The organism is Denitratimonas tolerans, assembly GCF_037203605.1.
GTDB classification, from domain to species: Bacteria; Pseudomonadota; Gammaproteobacteria; order Xanthomonadales; family Xanthomonadaceae; genus Denitratimonas; species Denitratimonas tolerans.
Map to the genome: position 1 here is coordinate 41,745 of NZ_JBBDHC010000003.1, position 20,270 is coordinate 62,014.

18 protein-coding genes and 1 CRISPR repeat array (1 of these 19 only partly in view) are annotated in these 20,270 nt (G+C 66.9%); all 18 genes read right to left on the bottom strand.

Features of this window, described 5'->3' with window-relative positions; all coding sequences use genetic code 11:
- Positions 1–713: a CRISPR direct-repeat array (repeat unit 37 nt; unit sequence GTTTCAATCCGCGCCCGGCCTGATCAGGCCGGGCGAC); it begins 2,820 nt to the left of the window's first position.
- A gap of 186 nt (positions 714–899) precedes the next feature.
- The 18 genes from cas2 to ileS all read right to left on the bottom strand — a co-directional run bounded on the left by cas2 (position 900) and on the right by ileS (position 20,073).
- Positions 900–1,190 carry a CRISPR-associated endonuclease Cas2 gene (gene cas2, locus WB794_RS02750; protein WP_337334313.1) on the bottom strand — a complete coding sequence of 97 codons (291 nt, stop codon included), beginning with the start codon at positions 1,188–1,190 and terminating at the stop codon, positions 900–902.
- Positions 1,191–1,194: 4 nt separating this feature from the next.
- A complete protein-coding gene (gene cas1c / locus WB794_RS02755; protein ID WP_337334314.1) occupies positions 1,195–2,238 on the bottom strand; it encodes a type I-C CRISPR-associated endonuclease Cas1c in 1,044 nt (347 codons plus the stop codon).
- Entirely contained in the window at positions 2,235–2,858 is a 624-nt protein-coding gene (gene cas4 / locus WB794_RS02760; protein WP_337334315.1) for a CRISPR-associated protein Cas4, read from the bottom strand. Before cas4 ends, cas1c begins: the two co-directional genes overlap by 4 nt.
- Positions 2,859–2,874: 16 nt before the next feature.
- Positions 2,875–3,105, bottom strand: coding sequence for a type II toxin-antitoxin system HicA family toxin (locus tag WB794_RS02765; RefSeq protein ID WP_337334316.1), 231 nt, complete (start codon positions 3,103–3,105; stop codon positions 2,875–2,877).
- On the bottom strand, positions 3,102–3,311 hold the full coding sequence (locus tag WB794_RS02770) for a hypothetical protein (RefSeq protein ID WP_337334317.1): 210 nt from the start codon (positions 3,309–3,311) through the stop codon (positions 3,102–3,104). The genes WB794_RS02765 and WB794_RS02770 overlap by 4 nt, the downstream gene beginning before the upstream one ends.
- A 29-nt stretch (positions 3,312–3,340) precedes the next feature.
- Positions 3,341–4,225, bottom strand: a complete 885-nt coding sequence (gene cas7c / locus WB794_RS02775) for a type I-C CRISPR-associated protein Cas7/Csd2 (protein ID WP_337334318.1) — start codon at positions 4,223–4,225, stop codon at positions 3,341–3,343.
- Between the two features lie 3 nt (positions 4,226–4,228).
- Positions 4,229–6,016 carry a type I-C CRISPR-associated protein Cas8c/Csd1 gene (gene cas8c / locus WB794_RS02780; protein ID WP_337334319.1) on the bottom strand — a complete coding sequence of 596 codons (1,788 nt, stop codon included), beginning with the start codon at positions 6,014–6,016 and terminating at the stop codon, positions 4,229–4,231.
- On the bottom strand, positions 6,013–6,693 hold the full coding sequence (gene cas5c, locus WB794_RS02785) for a type I-C CRISPR-associated protein Cas5c (protein WP_337334320.1): 681 nt from the start codon (positions 6,691–6,693) through the stop codon (positions 6,013–6,015). Before cas5c ends, cas8c begins: the two co-directional genes overlap by 4 nt.
- A gap of 76 nt (positions 6,694–6,769) precedes the next feature.
- Positions 6,770–9,058, bottom strand: coding sequence for a CRISPR-associated endonuclease Cas3'' (locus WB794_RS02790; protein WP_337334321.1), 2,289 nt, complete (start codon positions 9,056–9,058; stop codon positions 6,770–6,772).
- Positions 9,059–9,315: 257 nt separating this feature from the next.
- The gene (kdsB, locus tag WB794_RS02795) at positions 9,316–10,089 is read right to left on the bottom strand and encodes a 3-deoxy-manno-octulosonate cytidylyltransferase (protein WP_337334322.1); all 774 of its coding nucleotides are present in this window, start codon (positions 10,087–10,089) and stop codon (positions 9,316–9,318) included.
- Complete coding sequence (gene lpxK / locus WB794_RS02800) at positions 10,086–11,087, bottom strand: tetraacyldisaccharide 4'-kinase (protein ID WP_337334323.1); 1,002 nt, start codon at positions 11,085–11,087, stop codon at positions 10,086–10,088. Before lpxK ends, kdsB begins: the two co-directional genes overlap by 4 nt.
- 15 nt (positions 11,088–11,102) lie before the next feature.
- Positions 11,103–12,860: a lipid A export permease/ATP-binding protein MsbA gene (gene msbA, locus WB794_RS02805; protein ID WP_337334324.1), complete on the bottom strand. Its 1,758-nt coding sequence runs from the start codon at positions 12,858–12,860 to the stop codon at positions 11,103–11,105.
- Positions 12,857–13,294 (bottom strand): ExbD/TolR family protein, encoded by a 438-nt coding sequence (locus WB794_RS02810; protein WP_337334325.1) that lies wholly within the window; start codon positions 13,292–13,294, stop codon positions 12,857–12,859. Before WB794_RS02810 ends, msbA begins: the two co-directional genes overlap by 4 nt.
- Positions 13,291–13,971: a MotA/TolQ/ExbB proton channel family protein gene (locus WB794_RS02815; RefSeq protein ID WP_337334326.1), complete on the bottom strand. Its 681-nt coding sequence runs from the start codon at positions 13,969–13,971 to the stop codon at positions 13,291–13,293. The genes WB794_RS02810 and WB794_RS02815 overlap by 4 nt, the downstream gene beginning before the upstream one ends.
- A 75-nt stretch (positions 13,972–14,046) precedes the next feature.
- On the bottom strand, positions 14,047–15,513 hold the full coding sequence (locus tag WB794_RS02820) for a transglycosylase SLT domain-containing protein (RefSeq protein ID WP_337334327.1): 1,467 nt from the start codon (positions 15,511–15,513) through the stop codon (positions 14,047–14,049).
- Positions 15,514–15,544: 31 nt separating this feature from the next.
- Positions 15,545–16,540 (bottom strand): 4-hydroxy-3-methylbut-2-enyl diphosphate reductase, encoded by a 996-nt coding sequence (gene ispH, locus WB794_RS02825; protein WP_337334328.1) that lies wholly within the window; start codon positions 16,538–16,540, stop codon positions 15,545–15,547.
- Positions 16,541–16,700: 160 nt separating this feature from the next.
- Positions 16,701–17,252: a signal peptidase II gene (gene lspA / locus WB794_RS02830; RefSeq protein ID WP_337334329.1), complete on the bottom strand. Its 552-nt coding sequence runs from the start codon at positions 17,250–17,252 to the stop codon at positions 16,701–16,703.
- Positions 17,215–20,073 carry an isoleucine--tRNA ligase gene (gene ileS / locus WB794_RS02835; RefSeq protein ID WP_337334330.1) on the bottom strand — a complete coding sequence of 953 codons (2,859 nt, stop codon included), beginning with the start codon at positions 20,071–20,073 and terminating at the stop codon, positions 17,215–17,217. Before ileS ends, lspA begins: the two co-directional genes overlap by 38 nt.
- Between the last annotated feature and the right edge of the window lie 197 nt (positions 20,074–20,270).

The following is a 20,270-nucleotide window of genomic DNA, read 5'->3' on the forward strand; positions in this document are numbered from 1 at the left end:
AGGGCATGCAGGCGGTACAGGCCGGGCGCGTTTCAATCCGCGCCCGGCCTGATCAGGCCGGGCGACCCCGCTGTCGCCGTCCCAGGCGCCGGGGTGGCGGATGTTTCAATCCGCGCCCGGCCTGATCAGGCCGGGCGACTTTCGTGGGGTCATGTCGGCAGACATTGTTAATAAGGTTTCAATCCGCGCCCGGCCTGATCAGGCCGGGCGACGCGTGATGCGCGCGCCAAGGCGCGAGAGCTCCAGGTGTTTCAATCCGCGCCCGGCCTGATCAGGCCGGGCGACGGGGCGCGTGCTCCGTCATCAAGACCGAGGCCGCGTTTCAATCCGCGCCCGGCCTGATCAGGCCGGGCGACCAATGTGGGGCGAGTACATCCTGCGGTTCGTCAAGTTTCAATCCGCGCCCGGCCTGATCAGGCCGGGCGACGTCCCCAAGGCTGTCTATGACCAAGACTTGCCCGGAGTTTCAATCCGCGCCCGGCCTGATCAGGCCGGGCGACGCCGGGCCGCGCCGAAGCGCTGATTGCCGGCTGGTTTCAATCCGCGCCCGGCCTGATCAGGCCGGGCGACCTACAGCGCAGCGGCGGCGGCTGGCATTGCTCAGGTTTCAATCCGCGCCCGGCCTGATCAGGCCGGGCGACAGCCAGAGCCGGCTGCTGATGACTTCGAGGACACGGTTTCAATCCGCGCCCGGCCTGATCAGGCCGGGCGACTCCACCATCCCAAGTTACTGATCGGGCTGGGGATGCTGACAAGTATCCGCGAACCTTGCAAAAATGTGGAGGGATTGTGCCGGCAGGCGGTACGGTGGCACATTCATGTTCCTTTGAAAACAATATCTTGCGACGATGCGCGAGTCTGACGGGAAATTCCCGGTCGCTGGGGGTTCGCGCGCACCATCACACAACGAGCGGCCCATCGAAGTCTATCGCGCGGAAGCGGCCGTGTTCGCGGACGTGCAGTTCCACCGGCTCAGTAAGCCGATAGAACCGCAGGCAGTCCTCATCGGCATTGATGATGGCCAGCAACTGTCGCTCCAACTCTTCGAACTGCCGGCTGTCCACCTGACACTCGAACACGGACTTCTGCACGCGCTGGCCAATCGCTTCACACGCTTTGGCCACCCTTCGCAGCCGGCGTCTTCCTTCACGCGATTCGGTAGCCACGTCATAGCAGACGATCACCAGCATTGCGCTACCTCGAAACGAACGGAAGGTATGCAGGAACATCACCGCGCAGGGTGCGGGCAAGCAGCCGCGCCTGGATCATCGGCAAGATGCCGATGGGAACCTGCGTATCCAGCAGGGGGTGGGTAAGCGTGTCTTTCTTGCGCTCCTGCCAGGCGACGCTGATGGCACGGCGGGCATCGTCTGCCAGCAGCACTCCGCCACCCTCGGTGATACGAAAGTCGCCGTGTTTGAGCTGGCCGCGATTGACCAGCGTCAGCGCCATGCGGTCGGCCAGCACGCTGCGGAATTCTTCCACCACATCCAGCGCCAGCGCTGGGCGCCCTGGACGGAGCACATGCAGATAACCTGCCTGTGGGTCCAGCCCGACGCTTTCCAGCGCGCTGCGGCAATCGTGGGTGAGCAGAGTGTAAAGATAGGAAAGCAGTGCATTCATGCGATCTCTGGGTGGCCGCCGGTGCCGCCCCGCGAGGCCGAAATGCTCGCGTGTGGCCGGTTTGAGCACTGCGTTGAGCGCCGAGAAGTAGGTTCGTGCGGCTTCGCCCTCCACGCCGCGCAGCGCGTCCATGTTCCCGACCACCGCCGCCGTGCGCAGCGACGCGTCGAATTTCTGGACGGCGGCGCTCAACGCCTGCCTGTCCTCCTCGTCCGTGGATTCACGCGCGCCGCGCTGCAGCAGGGTGCGGCTGTTGCGCAGCTTGCCGGCGACAAAGGATCGCGCCAGACTGAGGGCTTTCGCATCGTCGAGCAGGGCATCGTGCTGGGCGCGCCGCAGCAGGATGTTGCCCGATACCGGTCCTTCCACCCGGGCGGTGAAGCGGCCATTGCGATCCAGCAGCGTGATCGTGATGCCCTGCGCGGCGCAGCGCGCGATCAAGGCAGGAGAGACCAGCACATCGCCAAAAACCACAATGCCGCCAATGTGATGCAGCGGTACCCGCAGTCTCGTCTCGCGCTCGATTTCGATGCGCACGGTGTCATTGTCCAGATGCAGGTAGCTGCCGCCGGTCATCACGTACAACGTATTGAGCACCTGCCAGGCGTCGCTCACGGTTCACCTCCGAACAATTCCGCCAGGTGGCGCGCGTAGCGCACTTGATCATCGACGATGGCCGGTTGGCACAGCTCCTTGAGCGAACAGTTGCGGCAGCGCTTGTCGTTCACCGGCGGCGGCAGAACCGGAGAAGCAAGCATGTCCCGAATGGCTGCGATGGCAGAAACCACGTCGGCACGAAGCGCCGTGTCGATCTTCACTTCGCGCCGACGCCGCGAGCTGAAATGAAACAGCGCACCGACGGGCACGACATGGCCGGTCATCTCCTCCAGACACATGGCCTGCGCCGCGAGCTGCAGCTCATCATGACGCTGGGTACGGCGCGGGCCGTGCTTGTATTCGACAGGATACGGCGAGCCATCAGATCCGAACTCGACCAGATCCGCCTTTCCGACCAAGCCCAGCCGATCGCTCCACAGCGGCATGGCGCGCTCGATCCGCACCGTGCCATCGCGCTCGGCCCCGGGCTGGTCCACGAGTGCGTGGACGGCACGGCCACGCGAGGTGTATACATTTTCAGAGAACACTTGCTCCATGTGGATCAGGGCGCACTGGCGCGGACAGTAGCTCCAGTGCTGGAGCGCGGAAATGGCTATGGGAGCGATATCCTCGTCCACGGTTCCATCCGAACAATCATTCCAGCAAGTCTGCCCGGCCCACACCCAATCGCGCCGCTACATCGTCGGGCACAGCGGCCAGGGTGCCGACCCGCAGCGACGAATGAAGCGACACGGCGAGGTGATGCTCGGGGTGATCGCGCAAGGTCAAGCGCACATGGCTGCCCACCTGACGTGCCTTGCCGTAGCCGATCCGCGCCAAGGTGCGGATCAGCGCATCGCCATCCAGATCGTGCGGCAACTTCACGCCGCGATGACCTCATCGCGCACGTAGTGCAGACGGATCAAGCGTGGCTGCTCGCCTTCCTCGAAGTGACAGGCCACCGCTTCGCGGACGTTCTCGCGCAACTGCGGCAGGCTGTCGGCCTCGGTGAAAATCGAGGCCGTTACGGCACGGGCGATGTAGCCGCCTTCCGGTGCGTCTTCGATGATGAAGGGGATTTCGGTGGTCATGGTGTGTTCCTGCTTCCGGAACCAGTCCATCATCCCACCTTGCGCAGCAAACGCACGCCATCCGGGAGATTTCCGTCATCAATCCTGACTTCAAAGTCGGAAAATGCACGCGGGGCATCCGAGAGCGGCTTTACCTGGATCCGCTCAAAAAGTGCATGAGCCGGCGCGTTTCCGAGCGCCGTGGAATGTTCGAATACATAGATGCCTCGTGTGGACATCAGCCCGCGTGCCGCCGAATGATCATGATCGAACATGTTGAGCAACGCCTCCCAGAACAGATCCAGATCATCAGCGGAGAAGCCTGTTTGTGCGGCCAGTGGTGCCGACACAAAACCATGCGCCATGTACAAGCCATATGGCACCGTGAACTTGCGCCCCATGGTGCGGTTGTCGCCGTCCTGCTTCTCGGCTTCGGCCTCGGTGGTAACCGCCATGCGGGTGATCGAGTGCTCCAGCGCGACAATCGGAGCCACGGAACGTGCAAAGGTCAGCTGCACAGGCCCACGCACCTGCCCACAGTTGGTGCCCGTGGACATCACGGCACCGAAGGTGCGCACGTCGAAAAAGTTCTGGCACATCCAGGCGCGCGCCTCGTTTACCTTGTCACCGCCCTTCCGTGACTTCTTTTTGTCGCCATCCTTGAGCTCCTCCTCGGCCCCGATGGCAATGTAGGCGCGCTCGTGCTGCTTGTTCAGCACGGCCTTTTCCTTGACGTAGATTTCGTACGGCGGCTGCTCGCCGCGCGCCAGCCCGACGTAATTGCGAACCTTGCGCTTCAGGCAGACATCGGTGACCAGACCATGTCCGGTTTCGGCATCCAGCCGCGGCAGGTTGCCCGCATCCGGGTCACCATTGGGGTTGCCGTCCTTGACGTCGAACAGCAGCATGAAGTCGTAACGCGATTGAAGGCTCATGGTTCAGTCTCCCTGTGTGGAATCGTTGGCAGCTGCAGAATCTGTCGGACTCTTGCGGGTGAAGAAATCCTGGGTCTGGTGGTAGTAGCCGATAGCGAATCGCCCCTGTGCCGGCAGGTCCAGATGGCGCGGAAAGTCGGGGCCGATGCCCAGGAAAATCTCGCCAAGCAGCTTTTCGTACCAGGCTTTCAGTGCGGCGCTGTCCAGCTTGGCCAAGTGGTGGTTCTTGAGGCGAAGCAGGATCGGAAACACGCTGGCCGGCGAGCTGCTGGCAGCACCGTAGTAGCGCTCGCGGATGGTGGCACTGATGCCAGGCTGGGCGGCGGACTGGATGCGCTCCAGCGCCGAGAACAGGCGGCCGAGCCGATAGGCCGGGTCGCGATTTTCAAGATCGAGGCTCATAAGCAATTCCTTGTCCGAAGTGGAACGAAGACGCGCCTGCCGGTTGAGGCAGGCTTTGATAAGGGCTGCACGTGGATAGCTCACATTCGAAACTGACTTGCCGTTCTGATCTTTGCGTGCCTGCTCTGCCCGAGCGCGCCGGATCGCGGCCTGGAGCAACGCGGCGGGATACTCCGTGCCCGCGATAATCGCGCGCATGGTGTCGCCGGCCAGATTCGGCACGACGTTCTTGGATTCGCCCTTGAGCGCGGTCGACGCAAGCAGCCGCCAAAGAGGCAGATAAGGCGACTCGAATGAAGGCGCGGCGATGGCGATATCCGCGAGGTGCTGTCGAATGTGGCCAGAAAACTCGCGTACCGGGCCAACCTGCCAGAAGCGCACGGCGATGCGCGCCGCATTGGGGGCCAGGCCCAGTACGTGGAAGCGGGTATCGTCTTCGACATCGCGATAGGCACCCGTAACCGGTGCCGAAAGCCAGTCACGCACCACGTCGATGCCGCGCTTGGGGTCATCCGGCTCGCTGCCGCCGAGCAGTGCAGCAAAGATGTCTTCGAACGGCGAGCCTTCTTCGGCCCAGAACACCGTCGAGGCGTCCCCCACCTGCAGGCGGTGGCGGGACCCCTTGCGCAGCAGGTGATTCAGTGCCGTGGTGTAGGCAAAGGCGGCCCTCTCTCCTACCGGGGCGTTGTAGCTCTGTGTCTTTCCGTAGGAGTTGAAGGCATCCAGATTGAATGAGACGACGTTCGCTCCCGAAGTCCGAGCACCCCAAACACCCTTGATGGGCGGATGAAGACGCGCCGTCGTATCGGACTCTCCCCGCACCAGACAAAAAGCCTGGACTTCGGTATCGGTGGGGGCGGTCTGCGACAATGCCTCGATAACCGCGGGGCGCAGACAAACCGGTACGGACGCCACATCTTCCACATAGCGGAACGTCAGGTTCGGATTGCCCTGGCGCAGTTCGGGCGCTTTGGGATCAGCCTCTACCTGCACCAGCGGATCGGCGTCGAGAAAACGCTGGACGGCCAGCAGTCCCTCATCTTGAGTGCGCGACAGCAGTTCGGCGATCCTGGCCCTGAACGCGGCATGCTGATCCGCCACACGCACAGGATTGCCGCCTTCGCGCACCAGCCCGACCACGTATTCCGCCGTGTCCCAAAGCAGGTTGGCGGCGATACCTACCGAGCGCTTGACCGCACTGGGCACCAGATACGCGCCGACAATCCTCTGTTTGCCGGCACCCGAACGGGTATCGTCGATCTGCACCAGGTTCCCCTGGGCGTCGATCACCAGCACAAACGGAATCTCCTTAGACTCGAACCCTTCCGGCGCGATCTCGCCGCGCGCGTTCAGGCGTTCGTAGCAGCGGTTGAGGGATTGCAGGATCATCCGCGCACCTCCTCGCTGTCGCGCGCCGGCACGGCGATCACGCCATCGCGCATCACGGCACGAAAGAACAACGGGCTGGGTGCTTCATGCGGTGGCAGGCCATAGTCCAAGTCATACAGCATCCAGCCCAGATCGCGCTCGCCCATCAGCTCAGAGGCTGGCTGGAAAGGCTCCGCCGGGGGATCAACGAGGCGAAAGCCGCAGGAAAACTCCCGGGTGCCCAGGTACGGCTGGTTGAAGCACTGGCCGTTGCGAGCACGCCGCTCGAACATGGCCGCGAACTTGGCGGCGGTATCACCCTCGCCGGCCTTGTCGGTCAACTCGAAGCGCCCATGCAGGCGATAGCGCACATCGCGCAGGAGCAGGCCGGCGCGCTGCTGGCGGTTCTCCTCGATGTTCAGCGCCAGCAGCGCGTTGCCGTTCATCGCGCTGCGTACCGCTCCCACCGGAGCCACCGCGCCCACTTCGTTGCGGCGCACGGAGATCCAGCGGATCGGCTCGCAGACCTCGATGCGCCGCACCTGCCAAGCGATGGCCGGCTTCCACAGGATGGCGTCGAAGATCGCTCGTGCGGCGGAGGGCGTAATGGCGTCGTAAGAAACGCGCTCCACCTTCATTTCCGGCCGGGTGAAGCAGGCAAACGGGCCGAAAACCTCAATGCAAAATCCTTGGCTCATGAAAACCCCCTCCCGATACAAAAGCCTGCCTGCGGTGTGGCCAGAAAGCCACTGCGAGAACAGCCTACGCGAAGTGTCATACCCCCAGCCATCCGCCATGATCCTCAGGCAATAGCAGGCCGTATCTCTCATCGTCATAGCGCGATGGCGACGCCACCCACAGCCCGGTGCGCTCCTCCACGTCCTTCTGGTCATGCAGCCGCTTGAACACACCCTGCGGCACGGTGACCGTGTAGCGCTGCAGTTTGCGCCGCGCCCATGTCGCTGCCGGATCAGTCCGCAAGGTGTTCAGCCACATCTCGACCGGGCTTTCTTCTTGTCCCGGCTGGCAATACGGGACAACGATGGTTTCGCCCGCCTCATCGATCAGACGGAATGCCTCAGCCGCGGTGCGGAACGCCAGACGCTGCGGTGAGAGCATTTCGAGGATGGCGTGCTTATCGAATCCCGAGGATTCACGGGCGTAGTAGCGGTCGAAGTAGGCGCGGAAGGTTTCTGGTGCCAAGGGGTCATCCAACAGCCCAAGCGCGGCCATTTCCCGCGCGGCTTCCGCACCCTGCCCCATCAAACCGGGCGGCACGCCGCCTTCCGGCACAAAGACATGCACTTCTCCCCGGCCTGGCAGACTGCCTTCACGATTGCACCGCCCTGCCGCTTGGGCGATGGCGTCCAAGCCGGCGAGCGCGCGGTACACCACGGGAAAATCCAGATCGACTCCCGCCTCTACGAGCTGTGTTGAAATCACGCGCAACGGCGTGGTGTCACGACCTTCCGCACGGACCGCCAAGCGCTTTCGAATTCGTGCAATCACGTCGCTTCGATGCTGCGCGCACATCAGCGCGGACAGGTGCTCGGTGCCCTCCGCGGGCAGCATCGCCGCCAGATCACGGGCGTGACGACGCGTGTTGACGATGGCAAGCACGCACTCGTGTTGCTCGATGCGTCGCGCCACCTCATCCCATGGCGTAGTCACCTTCAGGCTCTCCGGGAAATGCACATCGACGCGTCGCATGGCGTCGAACAGGGGCGCGGAATCCTCGATGATTGAGCGGACCTGTTCATCAGGAATGCCATCAAGCACGCGGCGACCGAACGGACCAAGCCGCGGCTGCAGGGCTGGCTGCGTGGCGGTGCAAAACACGACGCTGACGCCGTAGTGTTCGACCAGTTGCTTGAGAACGCGCAGCACAGGAGCCAGAAATTCGCGCGGCAGCTGCTGCGCCTCATCGAGCACGATCACGCTGTTGGCCAGGTTATGCAGCTTGCGACAACGGCTGGTGCGCGAGGCGTGCAGGGATTCGAACAGCTGCACGTTGGTGGTGACGATCAGCGGCGCATCCCAGTTTTCGCTGGCCAGGCGGGAAGCGTGGTTCTCGCTGCCCTCGCGCACGTCGAGGTTGCTGTGGTGCTCAATCACCACATCGGCACCCAGGCTGGACAAGGCTTCACGGAATACCTGCGCGGTCTGCTCGATGATGCTGGTGAACGGGATCGCATAGATGATTCGACGGTGGCCGTGCGCGATGGCGTGTTCCAGCGCGAAGGCCAGCGAGGAAAGTGTCTTGCCTCCGCCGGTGGGCACGGTCAGGCTGAAGAATCCCGGCTTCAGGTTGTGGTCGGCACCCTTGTCGCGACATTGTGTCAACACCTGCGCGCGCAGGCCGTTGACCTCGGAGATACCGCCCTGGCGCGCGCGATCCGACTTGATGGCGAGCGAAGCATCCAGCTGCTGCTTGATCTCGAGCAGATTCGGATAACTTTCCCGCGCACGCGCACGAGTCGTGTCAAAAAAGGCCTCGGTATCGAGAAAGTCCGCATCGACCAGGCAGGAAAACAGCATCCGAATCCACAGTGCGAAACCTTCCTTTCCGCCCAGCGGTTCGGACAAATTGGCGGGTGCTGCAAGAACCTCCGGCGGAATTGCCTCCGACAGCGCCTCACGAACTTCGACCTGCCCGATCTCACCGGCCAGTCGTTCCGCCAGAGAGCCGGCACCGCCATCGCTGCTGTGCATGTCCGGCAGGCCCGCATGGTGGCCCGCAATCAGGAAGGCCAGCACACTGCCCTGTGCCTTGCCCAACGCCTGCACCGCATGAATCGCACCCGCAGTCGAATGGGTGACGCGCAAGCCGACGTTTTCGATATGTGCATCTACGCCACCGGCGACGCGCAACTTGTGCTGAAAGCCCGCTCGGAACTTGCCTAGATCATGCCAACGCCCCGCCGCTTCAGCCCATCCCCCGCTGCCAAACACGCTGGCGAAGTCTTCCGCTAGTCGCCCCACATCGCGCAGATGCTCGACCAATGCGTGCGAACGAAGTGTCTCGCCTTCGCCATCCACGTGTGCCCAGTATTTCGTATCCACCGCCGCCCCCCCTGATCAGCCATCCTCGCGCTGAGGACAACACGCCTGCGTCTCACCAGCTGAGACGCATCCTGCCGCTCGTCGGAAAGAGGCCAGCCATGGCAAGGCACATCCGCAGCGCATTGGCATGGCCGGCATTGGCGCAATCGTGGATTGATTTGTCTCGCGTCGCCAGGGTTAGGCGCGGAGGTCGTCCGGCAGTTCGTTGCTCTCGATGACCACGTCAGGATCGGCAGCAGTCGCGCCGGGTTCGATGTTCAACCATCGCGCATCACCCGCTCCACCCGCGCCAGGTCTTCCTCCGTATCGACGCCGGCGGGGAAAGGTTCGGGGCTGAGGGCGACGGCGATGCGCCAGCCGGCTTCCAGGGCGCGGAGCTGTTCCAGGGATTCGATCTGCTCCAATGCTCCTGCGCGCATCTGCGCGAACTGGCGCAGCGCGCCGACGCGGTAGACGTAGAGGCCGATGTGGCGCAGCCACGGGCCGGCCGGCAGGGTGACGCGGTCGCGGGCGAAGGCGTCGCGGTGCCAGGGGATCGGGGCGCGGCTGAAATACAGCGCGATTCCCTGCGCGTCGCGCACCAGCTTGACGCAGTTGGGGTCGAACAGTTCGTCGGTGCCGCTGATCGGCTGGGCGAGGGTGGCAATCGGCGCGCCGCTGGCGATGAGCGCGTCCACGGCGGCGCGGATCGCGGCGGGCGGGGCCAGCGGCTCGTCGCCCTGCAGGTTCACCACGAGGGTGTCATCGCTCCAGCCGCGCTGCGCTGCGGTTTCGGCCAGGCGGTCGGTGCCCGAGGCGTGATCGGACGAGGTCATGCACACGGTCACGCCCAGGGGCGCGAGCGCATCGGCGATGCGCGCGTCGTCGGTGGCGACGACGACCTCGCGCGCGCCGGCCTCGCGCGCGCGGCGGGCGACGTGCACGATCATGGGCTCGCCCGCGATCAGGCGCAGCGGCTTGCCCGGCAGGCGCGTGGAGGCGTAGCGCGCGGGAATGGCGACGACGAAATCGGGAGGTGCGGTGTCGGTCATGGGGAAAGCTCTCTCAGGCGCGCGGCCACGGCGTCAAGAAACTCGTCGGGAAGGACGGCGGACACCGGCACCGCCCAGGCGTTCGATGGCGCGATTCGGGCGCACTTGACCGCATCCTTCTCGGTCATCAGCACCGGCAGCGCATCGCCGAAGCGCAGGTCGGATGCGGCAAAGGGATGGTGGTCGGGAAACGGATGCGGAATCGGATCGAGCCCGGCGGCGCGGAGCGCCCGAAAGAAGCGCTCGGGATCGGCAATCCCGGCCACGGCGTGGACCGGCTCCCCCTGGAAGGACGACAGCGCCCGGGGCTCCGCGCCATCGAACGGTATCGCATTCGCCAGCGCCAGCCGCATCGGAACTTCTCCGGCACCCGCCTCGCCGCCATTGACGACGATGAAGTCGCAGGCTGCGGCGCGCTGCACCGGCTCTCGCAGCGGGCCGGCGGGCAAAAGCAGGCCGTTTCCCAGCCGTCGGCGTCCGTCGATCACCAGCACTTCGATATCGCGCGCCAGGGCGTAGTGCTGCAGGCCGTCATCGGCCACCAGCACGTCCACCTCGCCCGACGCCACGAGGAGGCGCGCCGCCTCGATGCGCCGCGCCGCGACAGCGACCGGCGCGCCGGTGCGGCGCATGATCAGCAGAGGTTCGTCGCCGACAGCGGCGGGAAGGTCATCCGCGTCGACGCGGCGTGCTCCGGCGTCCTGCCGCCCGTAGCCGCGCGAGATCACGCCGGGGCGAAAGCCGCGCCGGCGCAGGGCTTCGACCAGGGCCACGGTCAGCGGCGTCTTGCCGGCACCGCCCACGGCGAGGTTGCCCACAACAATCACCGGAACGCCGGCGCGTTCACCCGGCCTGCGCCCGGACACGAAGGCCGCGCGCCGCGCCCGCGCGACGCGTCCGAACAGCGCGGCAAGGGCGCGCAGCGCGACGCCCGGATGGGCATCGCCGAACCAGCGGCGCTCGAACCATTGCGTGAGGCGGGCACGGAGCGAGGTCATGGGGCACGCATGCCCTCATCCGTCGGCCGGCTGATCGCGGAACTGCAGGCGATGCAGCGCCGCGTACATGCCGTCGCGGGCCAGCAGATCCCGGTGCCGGCCCAGCTCCACCAGGCGGCCGCGATCCATCACCGCGATCTGGTCGGCGTGCTCGATGGTGCTCAGGCGATGGGCGATGACCAGCGTGGTGCGGTCGGCCATCAGCCGCGCGAGCGCGTCCTGGATCAGGCGCTCGGACTGGGTGTCCAGGGCGCTGGTGGCTTCGTCCAGGATCAGGATCGGGGCATCCTTGAGCAGCGCGCGTGCGATCGCGATGCGCTGGCGCTGACCGCCGGACAACAGCGCGCCCTGCTCGCCCACGGCGCTGTCGAGGCCATCGGGCAGCGTGCGGATGAACTCCATGGCGTTGGCCGCTTCGGCCGCCGCCTCGATCCGGGCGCGGCTGGCACCGGCGAGCCCGCCGTAGGCGATGTTGTCGGCGACGCTGCCGTTGAACAGCACCACGCGCTGGCTGACCAGGGCGATCTGGGCGCGCAGGTCGGCCAGGCGGTATTCGTCGAGCGGATGGCCATCGAGCAGGATGCGCCCTTCGCCGGGTTCGTAGAAGCGCGGCAAGAGACTCACCAGGCTGCTCTTGCCGCTGCCCGAAGGTCCGACCAGCGCGGTGACCGAGCCGGGGGCGCAGCGCAGGCTGACCGCCTCCAGCGCCGCCTGCTCGCGCCCCGGGTAGCGCAGCGTGACCGATTCCAGCACGATCTCGCCGCGCGCGCGTGCCAGCGTGCGGGTGCCCTCGTCGCGCTCGGGTGGGGTATCGAGCACGTCGAACAGTTCGTCCGCCGCCGCCACGCCGCGCTGCACCACGGACTGCACCGTGGTCAGGCGCTTGATCGAGGGCAGCATCACCAGCATGGCGGTGATGAGCGACATGAACGCGCCGGCGCTCAGGGTTTCGAGCAGGTCCGGGCGGGTCGCGCGCCACACGATCGCCGCCAGCGCGCCCGCCGCCACCAGCTGGATGGTCGAGGTACTCAGCGCGTTGGTGGTGGCGACCTTCAGGTTCAGGCGAAGGTTGTCGTTGGCGGCGGCGGAGAAGCGTTCGGCTTCGCGCGCCTGGCCACCGTAGATGCGGATCTCGCGATGGCCTTCCACCGCATCTTCGACGATGCCGGTGACGTCGCCCATCGACGACTGGATGGTGCGGTTGATGCGGCGGTAGCGCCGCCCGACGAAGCGCCACACCAGGCCGGTGAGCGGCACCATCACGAACAGGTAGAGCGTGAGGCTGGGGCTGGTCCAGAGCATCACCGCGACCATCGCGACCACGGTGAGGCCGTCCACCACCATCGTCTTGATCGCATCGGCGCTGGCCTGGGAAACCTGCTCGGCACCGTAGATCACCCGCGAGACCACCTGCCCGCCCGGTTCGCGGTCGAAGTAGGCCGCCGGCAGGCGCTGGTACTGTCCGAACACCAGGTTGCGAAGATCGCGCACCACGCTACGGCCGATGCGCGCCATGCCGTAGTCGCTGGCGAAGGTGGCAAGGCCGCGCAGCACGAACAGCCCGACCAGCGCCACGGGCATCCAGAAGATCACGTCCGGATCGCGCAGCACGAACAGATCGTCGAGCATCGGCTTGATCAGCCGGACGAAGGCACCCGAGGCGGCGGCATCGAACACCATGCCGATGCCCGCGACGATCCACAGCGGCCAGTACGGCCGCACCAGGCCAAGCAGCCGGCGACGGGTGCCTGGCACCTTCGGGCCAGGGCTCATTGGGCGGAGCTGGTGTCGGGTGCCGGGACGGTGGCGATCGAGAGCCGGGAGAACCCGAGCTGGCCGATCGCGTCCATCGCCGTCACCACGGCCTGGTGCGGCGTCTTGGCATCGGCACGCAGGACCACGGTGCGGTTCTTGTCGTCTCCCGCGACCTTGCCGATGGCCTCGCGCACGGAGGCCACGTCGCGGCGCAGCACTTCCGCGCCGCCGACGAAATAGCGTCCCTCGGCATCCACCACCACGACCAGCGGATCCTTCGGCGTCTCGGCCGTCTGCCCGGCGGCTTCCGGCAGCGCGACCTTCATCGCGGCCCGGTCCTGGAAGGTGGTCGTGACGACGAAGAAGATGATCAGCGTCAGCACCACGTCGATCAGCGGCACCAGGCTGGTTTCGAGATCGTCCGAGCCCTGGCTTGGCGTGCCGATCCTCATCCGGCCGAACTCCGGCGCCGCGCGGGCGCGCCTGGGGCCGATGCCGGCGTCGGGGCCGGTGCGGGCTTGGGTGCCGCGATGCCGTCGAGCGTGTCGACCAGCGCGATGGCCTCGCGCTCCATTTCGATCACATACGCACCCACCAGCCCACGGAAGTAGCGGTGGAACACCAGCGCGGGAATGGCGACGCACATGCCCGACGCGGTGGTCACCAGCGCCTGGCCGATACCACCGGCCAGCTGCGCCACATCGCCCACGCCGTGGTCCAGGATGCCGAGGAACAGATGCATCATGCCGATCACCGTGCCCAGCAGACCCAGCAGCGGTGCCGCGCTGGCGATGGTTCCAAGGGTGTTGAGGAAGCGTTCGAGCCGATGCATCACGTGACGGCCGGTATCCTCGATGCGCTCGCGGATCACCTCGCGCGGACGCCGCCGCACGTCGAGCCCCGCCGCCAGCACCTCGCCCAGTGGGGAATTGCTGCGCAGCGCGTCGATATGCTTGGGGTCCAGGTGCGCGTGTCGCGCCCAGTCGCGCACCTCCGCACCCAGCCCGGGCGGCAGCACGCTCTTGCGGCGCAGGGTCCAGAGCCTTTCCAGCACGATGGCCAGCGCCAGTATCGAGATGAAGGCGATCGGCCACATCACCCAACCACCGGCCTTGAACAGTTCCAGCACGCATCAGCTCCTTGCAGCTCGGGCGGCTCCGGGGCCGCCGCACCATAGTATCTTCAGACCGGGGCGTTCCGCCGATCAGCCTCTGGCACATCCCGCCAACTCCAGCCGCTGGCCGGGTCGGATCAGGTATTTGGGACCGTGCACCGCGTTGGCGCGGGCGATGGTGGCCACCTTGCAACCGTGCTTGCGCGCGATGGAATGCAGCGAGTCACCCTTCTTCACCACATGGCTGCCCCCAACGGTCCCACCGCGCGCAATCGCCGGTGCCACCGGCGGGCGGGCATCGTGCAGTTCGCGGCTGAGGGCCAGCAAGGGGCCGTCCTGGCACTGCCGCAGGTAGGCTTCGCGCGCCGCGCCCGGCAGCTCCAGCTCCGTGCCCGCCGGCAGCCGCTGGCCAGCCTCCCAGCGCGGGTTGAGGTTGCGCAAATGCCTGAACCAGCCGCGCGGATTGCCGCTCTGCCCCAGGCACACGGCCAGTTCGTTGATCGACATCTCCCGTTCCAGGGTCACCGGCAGGGGCGATGGATCGAGCTGCGGCAGACTCAGGTTGTAACGCTCCGGGTGCAGGAACAGCCACGCCGCCGCCATCACCATCGGGACGTACTCGCGCGTCTCCGCCGGCAGTGCGTTGAACACCTGGCTGCTCCAGAAGTCGCGCGCGCCCTTGCCCGACAGCCGCGCGATGCGCCCTTCGCCGCCGTTGTAGGCGGCCAGTGCAAGGGTCAGGCTGCCGTTGAGTTCGGCGAAGCGTTCGTTGAGGTATTCGGCGCTGGCGCGCGCCGATTGGGCCGGATCGAAGCGCAGGTCGAAGCGCCCGCCGCGGTTGAGCCCGAAGCGCGCCCCGGTCGCCGGCATGAACTGCAGCGGCCCCGCGGCACCGGCGCGCGACACCGCGTGCACGCGCCCGCCCGACTCCTTGGCCAGGATGCCGAACAGCAGCGCCTCGGGCAAGCCGGTCTTTTCATAGGCCGGAAACATCAGGTGGCGCATGTACTGGTAGTTCTCCCAGCTGTCCAGGAGCTGCGGGCGCATCCAGGTCAGCCATTCTTCCAGCGCCGCCTTGACCGGCTCGTTGACCTCGATGACCCGCGCCAGATCGCGGCCGTTGAGAATGGCCACGGTACGCGCGGCTTCGGGCATCACCAGCAGCACCGGTGAATCGCCTTCGCCTGCGAGGGTGGCGTCCGCGGCGTCGATCGGCTCCGCGTCCTCGGTCGCACCGGCCAGATGGCGACCCTGGCGCTCCAGCAGGGCATCCTGCGCCGCAAGCACGCGGCGCACGTCGCAACCCGCAAGCGCCAGGCACTCATCGGCAAGCATCCCGAGTTCGGCGCGAGCCGTCCCGAATTCGGAAGCGGCACCCGCCGCGTCGCCGCTCTTGTAGAGCGACAGCGCGTCATCGAAGCGCGCCGTGGCGGCATCGATGCGCGCATGAATCGCGTTGAGCCCGGCATCGGACACCGGCACTGCGGTCGGCGGCCTTCCGGGCGTCGCGGCGCATGCGCCCAGCAGCAGGATCAAAAGCAACAGGCAAGCGCGCATGGAAGCGTTCCGGAACAGACGTGCGCGGAGCCTAGTCAAGCTCGCTCGGTGCGACAAGCGACGGGTTCGCAGAATCGCCCGGAACCTCTTCGCGCAGTTCCTTGGGCAGAGCGAAGATCATGCTCTCGCGCGCGCCCGAAACCTCGCGCACCACCGGTGCGCCCAGCTCACGCAGGCGCGTGAGGACGCCCTGCACCAGCACTTCCGGGGCCGACGCCCCGGCGGTGACGCCGATGCGGCGGCGCGAGGCCACCCAGGCCGGATCGATCTCGTCGGCACTGTCGATCAGCCAGGCCACCGCACCCTCGCGCTCGGCCAGTTCGCGCAGGCGGTTGGAGTTGGAACTGTTGGGCGAACCGACCACCAGCACCGCATCGCAGCCACCGCGCACCAGCTCGCGCACCGCGTCCTGCCGGTTCTGCGTGGCATAGCAGATGTCGTCGTGACGCGGCCCCTGGATCGCGGGGAAGCGCACCCTGAGCGCGGCGATGATGTCGCGGGTGTCATCGACGCTGAGCGTGGTCTGGGTGGTGTAGGCGCAGTTGTCCGGCTGGCCCAGGATGAGCGAGGCCACGTCGTCGATGCCCTCGACCAGGTGGATATGCCCGGTTTCGCCGCGCGCGGTCCACTGCCCCATCGTGCCTTCCACCTCGGGATGGCCGGCGTGGCCGATCAGCACCATGTCGCGCCCGCGCCGATTCTGCCGCGCGACTTCCAGGTGCACCTTGGTGACCAGCGGACAGGTCGCATCGAACACCTTGAGCCCGCGCCGCTCGGCTTCGACGCGCACCGCCTGCGAGACGCCGTGCGCGCTGAAGATCACCGTGGCCCCGTTCGGCACTTCATCCAGTTCCTCGACGAACACCGCCCCGCGCGCCTTGAGGTCATCGACCACGAAGCGGTTGTGGACGACTTCGTGACGCACATAGATCGGCGCGCCGAACAGTTCGAGCGCGCGCTTGACGATCTCGATGGCGCGATCGACACCGGCGCAGAAGCCGCGGGGATTGGCTAGGAGGATGTCCATGGGCGGGGATTGGGGATTGGGGATTGGGGATTTGCAAGAGCCAAGGCGGAAGCTGCGCGATGTGGTTGCGGAGGGTGCCGACTGTTGAATCACCCATCATACAGCGCACGCACTGAAGACCCGCCGCGCGCCGCTCTCACCAATCCCGAATCCCGAATCACTAATCCCCGGCCTTCGCCAGAAGGCCGAAAAGCGCAATCCCGATCGCGCCGATGACGATGGCGGAGTCGGCAATGTTGAAGGCGGGCCAGTGCGCGGTGCCCCAGTAGGCGTCGATGAAGTCGATGACGTGGCCGTGGACGAGACGATCGACGAGGTTGCCGAGCGCGCCGCCGATCACCAGCGCGAACGGCGCGGCCTGACGCCAGTCGCGGCGGTCGGTTCGGGCCAGCCAGACGGTCAGCAACGCGCTCATGCCTACCGCCAACGCGGCGAAGAACCAGCGCTGCCAGCCCGACGCGTCGGAGAGGAAGCTGAAGGCCGCGCCCGGGTTGTAGACCAGGGTCCAGTTCAGCAGCCCGTCGATCACCGCCACCGGTTCGCCCAGGCGCAGGTGTTCCAGCGCCAGGCCCTTGGTGACGGCGTCGAGCCAGATCACCAGGCCCGAGAGCACCAGCCACGCCAGCGCATTGGGCGCACGCGGGGCTGCGCCCTCGTCTGCTTTTCCGTGCGCCTCAGAAATGGCGGCGGTCCTCGCCGGCACCTTCGACATTCTCGACGCAGCGTCCGCACAGCTCGGGGTGGTCGGCGTGCCGGCCCACGTCCGCGCGGTAGTGCCAGCAGCGCACGCACTTGGCGGCCTCGGTGGCGCGCGCCACGATCCAGGCCTCCAGCCCATCGGCCTTCACCGCATCGGCCGGGCGCTCGCCGGCCGGTTTCAGGACCAGCTGCGAGGTGATGAAGAAGAAGCGCAGTTCGTCGGCCACCGGAGCCAGCCGCGCCAGCAGGCCATCATCGAGATACAGCGTGACCTCGGCCGCGAGCGAAGCGCCGATGACGCCATCGGCGCGCATCGGCTCCAGCACTGCCGTCACCGCCTCGCGCAGCGCGAGCAGCTGCTCGAACCCGCTCTGGCCGAGCGCGGCATCCGGCGGCATGCGATCCAGATCCTCGCGCCAGGTTGCCAGCAGCACGCTGTCCTCGCGCGCGCCGGGCAGGTAACCCCAGATCTCTTCGGCGGTGAAACTCAGGATCGGCGCGAGGAGGCGCGTCACGGCATCGGCGATGCGGAACATCGCGCTCTGTGCGCTGCGCCGCCCGCGCGAATCCTCCTGCATGGTGTAGAGCCGGTCCTTGGTGACATCCAGGTAGATCGAGCCCATGTCCACGGTGCAGAAGTTGTTGAGCGCCTGCACGATGGCGGGGAAGTCGTAGCGCCCGTAGGCCGCCTTGATCTCGCGCTGCAGGTCGGCGGCACGCTGCACCGCCCACTGGTCGAGCAGCAGCAGTTCGGCGTTGGGCAGCAGGTGCCGCGCCGGATCGAACCCGTGCAGGTTGCCGAGCAGGAAGCGCAGGGTGTTGCGGATGCGCCGGTAGGCGTCGGCCGTGCGCTTGAGGATTTCCTGCGACAGCGACATCTCGTTGCGATAGTCGGTGCTGGCGATCCACAGGCGCAGGATGTCGGCACCGAGGGTCTTGAGGATCTCCTGCGGCTCGATGCCGTTGCCCAGCGACTTGGACATCTTGCGGCCGTGTTCGTCCACGGTGAAGCCGTGGGTGAGCACCTGCCGGAAGGGCGCGGCGCGGTCCATGGCGACGGCAGTGAGCAGCGAGCTCTGGAACCAGCCACGGTGCTGGTCGGAGCCTTCGAGGTAAAGGTCGGCCGGCTTGCCCAGGCCGCGCGGCACCAGCACGCCCTCGTGGGTGACGCCCGAATCGAACCACACGTCGAGGATGTCGGTGACCTTCTCGTAGTGCTCGGCGTCATCGCCCAGCCAGTCGCGCGGATCAAGCGCGTGCCAGGCGTCGATGCCACCGGCCTCCACGAGATCCGCGGCGCGCCGCATCAGCGCGACGGTATCGGGGTGCGGCTCGCCGCTGAGGCGGTGGGCGAACAGCGCTATCGGCACGCCCCAGGTGCGCTGGCGGCTGATGCACCAGTCCGGCCGACCTTCCACCATCGAACGAATGCGCGCCTCGCCCCACTCCGGGAACCAGCCGCGTTCGCGCCCGATGGCGGAAATCGCGTCGAGCGCATCGCTGCGCAATCCGGCCTGATCCATCGAGATGAACCACTGCGGGGTGGCGCGGAACGCCACCGGGGTGCGGTGACGCCAGCAGTGCGGGTAGCTGTGCCGGATCTTCTCGAACGCCAGCAGGTGGCCGTTCCCGCGCAGCAGTTCCACTACCGCGTCGTTGGCCTTCCAGATGAACTGGCCCTCGAAGATCGGCGTGCCCGGCAGATACACGCCGTTGCCGCCCACCGGGTTGATCTGCGCGGCGCTGTAGTGCACGAGCAGGTCGTACTTCCGCGCCACCGCGAAGTCTTCCTGGCCGTGGCCGGGCGCGGTGTGCACCGCGCCGGTGCCGTCTTCGGCCGAGACGTGGTCGCCGACCAGGATCGGGATTTCGCGCTCGGGGTAGAAGGGATGGCGCAGGCGCAGGTTTTCCAGCGCGCTGCCCGGCGCGCGGCCGAGGACCTCCGGCGCGCCGATGCCGTAGCGCGCTGCGGCCGCCTCCACCAGCGCCTCGGCCAGCACCAGCCAGAGCGGGTGCCCGCCGCGATCCGCGCCGCGCACCAGCGCGTAGGAAAGTTCAGGGCCGAGCGATACCGCGAGCGAAGCCGGCAGCGTCCAGGGCGTGGTGGTCCAGATCGGCACGGCGATGATCGCCGCATCCGCACGGGTGACGCCGAACGCCGCCGCCATCGCGTCAGGGTCGATGGCGTCATAGGCCACGTCCACCGCGCTGGAGGTCTTGTCGGCGTATTCGATTTCCGCCTCGGCCAAGGCCGAACCGCAGTCGAAGCACCAGTGCACCGGCTTCACGCCGCGTGCGAGGTGGCCGTTGCCGACGATCTTCGCCAGCGCGCGCAGCTCGCCGGCCTCGAAGCTGCGATCGAGGGTCTGGTAGGGGTGGTCCCAGTCGCCGATCACGCCCAGGCGCTTGAAGTCGGCGCGCTGCAGGTCGATCTGCGCCAGCGCGTACTCGCGGCACTTCTCGCGGAAGGCGGCGGCGTCGAGCTTGACCCCGACCTTGCCGTGCTTCTTCTCCACCGCCAGCTCGATCGGCAGACCGTGGCAGTCCCAGCCGGGCACATAGGGCGCGTCCATGCCATCGAGCGAGCGCGACTTGACGATGATGTCCTTGAGGATCTTGTTGACCGCGTGGCCCAGGTGGATCGCGCCGTTGGCGTAGGGCGGGCCGTCGTGCAGCACGAAGCGCGGCGCACCGGCGCGCTCGGTGCGCAGGCGCGCGTGGATGTCGATCCGGTACCAGCGCTCCAGCGTGGCCGGTTCGCGCCTGGGCAGGTCGCCGCGCATCGGGAAGTCGGTGGCGGGAAGGTGGATGGTGGCTTTGTAGTCGCGGCTCACGGACGGGTCTGCTCGGAATGCGGGTTCTAGGATAAGGAAAACCACCGCCACGCCCCGCACCGCGGCGGCACTGCCCGGCCCGGAGTACGGGCCATTGATGGCATCGGGACGCATCGCGCTGGCAGCCAGCCAAAGGCACTGGACCGGCTATCGCGGGACGGGCGCAGGCGGATGACGGACTGGATCACGACGTCGGA

Coding starts and splice junctions, on each gene's coding strand:
- cas5c (WP_337334320.1), bottom strand. CDS start 6,693: ATGAGCCAAGGATTTTGCATTGAGGTTTTCGGCCCGTTTGCCTGCTTC.
- lpxK (WP_337334323.1), bottom strand. CDS start 11,087: ATGACCTCGCTCCGTGCCCGCCTCACGCAATGGTTCGAGCGCCGCTGG.
- cas7c (WP_337334318.1), bottom strand. CDS start 4,225: ATGAGCCTTCAATCGCGTTACGACTTCATGCTGCTGTTCGACGTCAAG.
- lspA (WP_337334329.1), bottom strand. CDS start 17,252: ATGTCGAAGGTGCCGGCGAGGACCGCCGCCATTTCTGAGGCGCACGGA.
- WB794_RS02770 (WP_337334317.1), bottom strand. CDS start 3,311: ATGACCACCGAAATCCCCTTCATCATCGAAGACGCACCGGAAGGCGGC.
- WB794_RS02820 (WP_337334327.1), bottom strand. CDS start 15,513: ATGCGCGCTTGCCTGTTGCTTTTGATCCTGCTGCTGGGCGCATGCGCC.
- msbA (WP_337334324.1), bottom strand. CDS start 12,860: ATGAGCCCTGGCCCGAAGGTGCCAGGCACCCGTCGCCGGCTGCTTGGC.
- kdsB (WP_337334322.1), bottom strand. CDS start 10,089: ATGACCGACACCGCACCTCCCGATTTCGTCGTCGCCATTCCCGCGCGC.
- cas8c (WP_337334319.1), bottom strand. CDS start 6,016: ATGATCCTGCAATCCCTCAACCGCTGCTACGAACGCCTGAACGCGCGC.
- WB794_RS02810 (WP_337334325.1), bottom strand. CDS start 13,294: ATGAGGATCGGCACGCCAAGCCAGGGCTCGGACGATCTCGAAACCAGC.
- ispH (WP_337334328.1), bottom strand. CDS start 16,540: ATGGACATCCTCCTAGCCAATCCCCGCGGCTTCTGCGCCGGTGTCGAT.
- cas2 (WP_337334313.1), bottom strand. CDS start 1,190: ATGCTGGTGATCGTCTGCTATGACGTGGCTACCGAATCGCGTGAAGGA.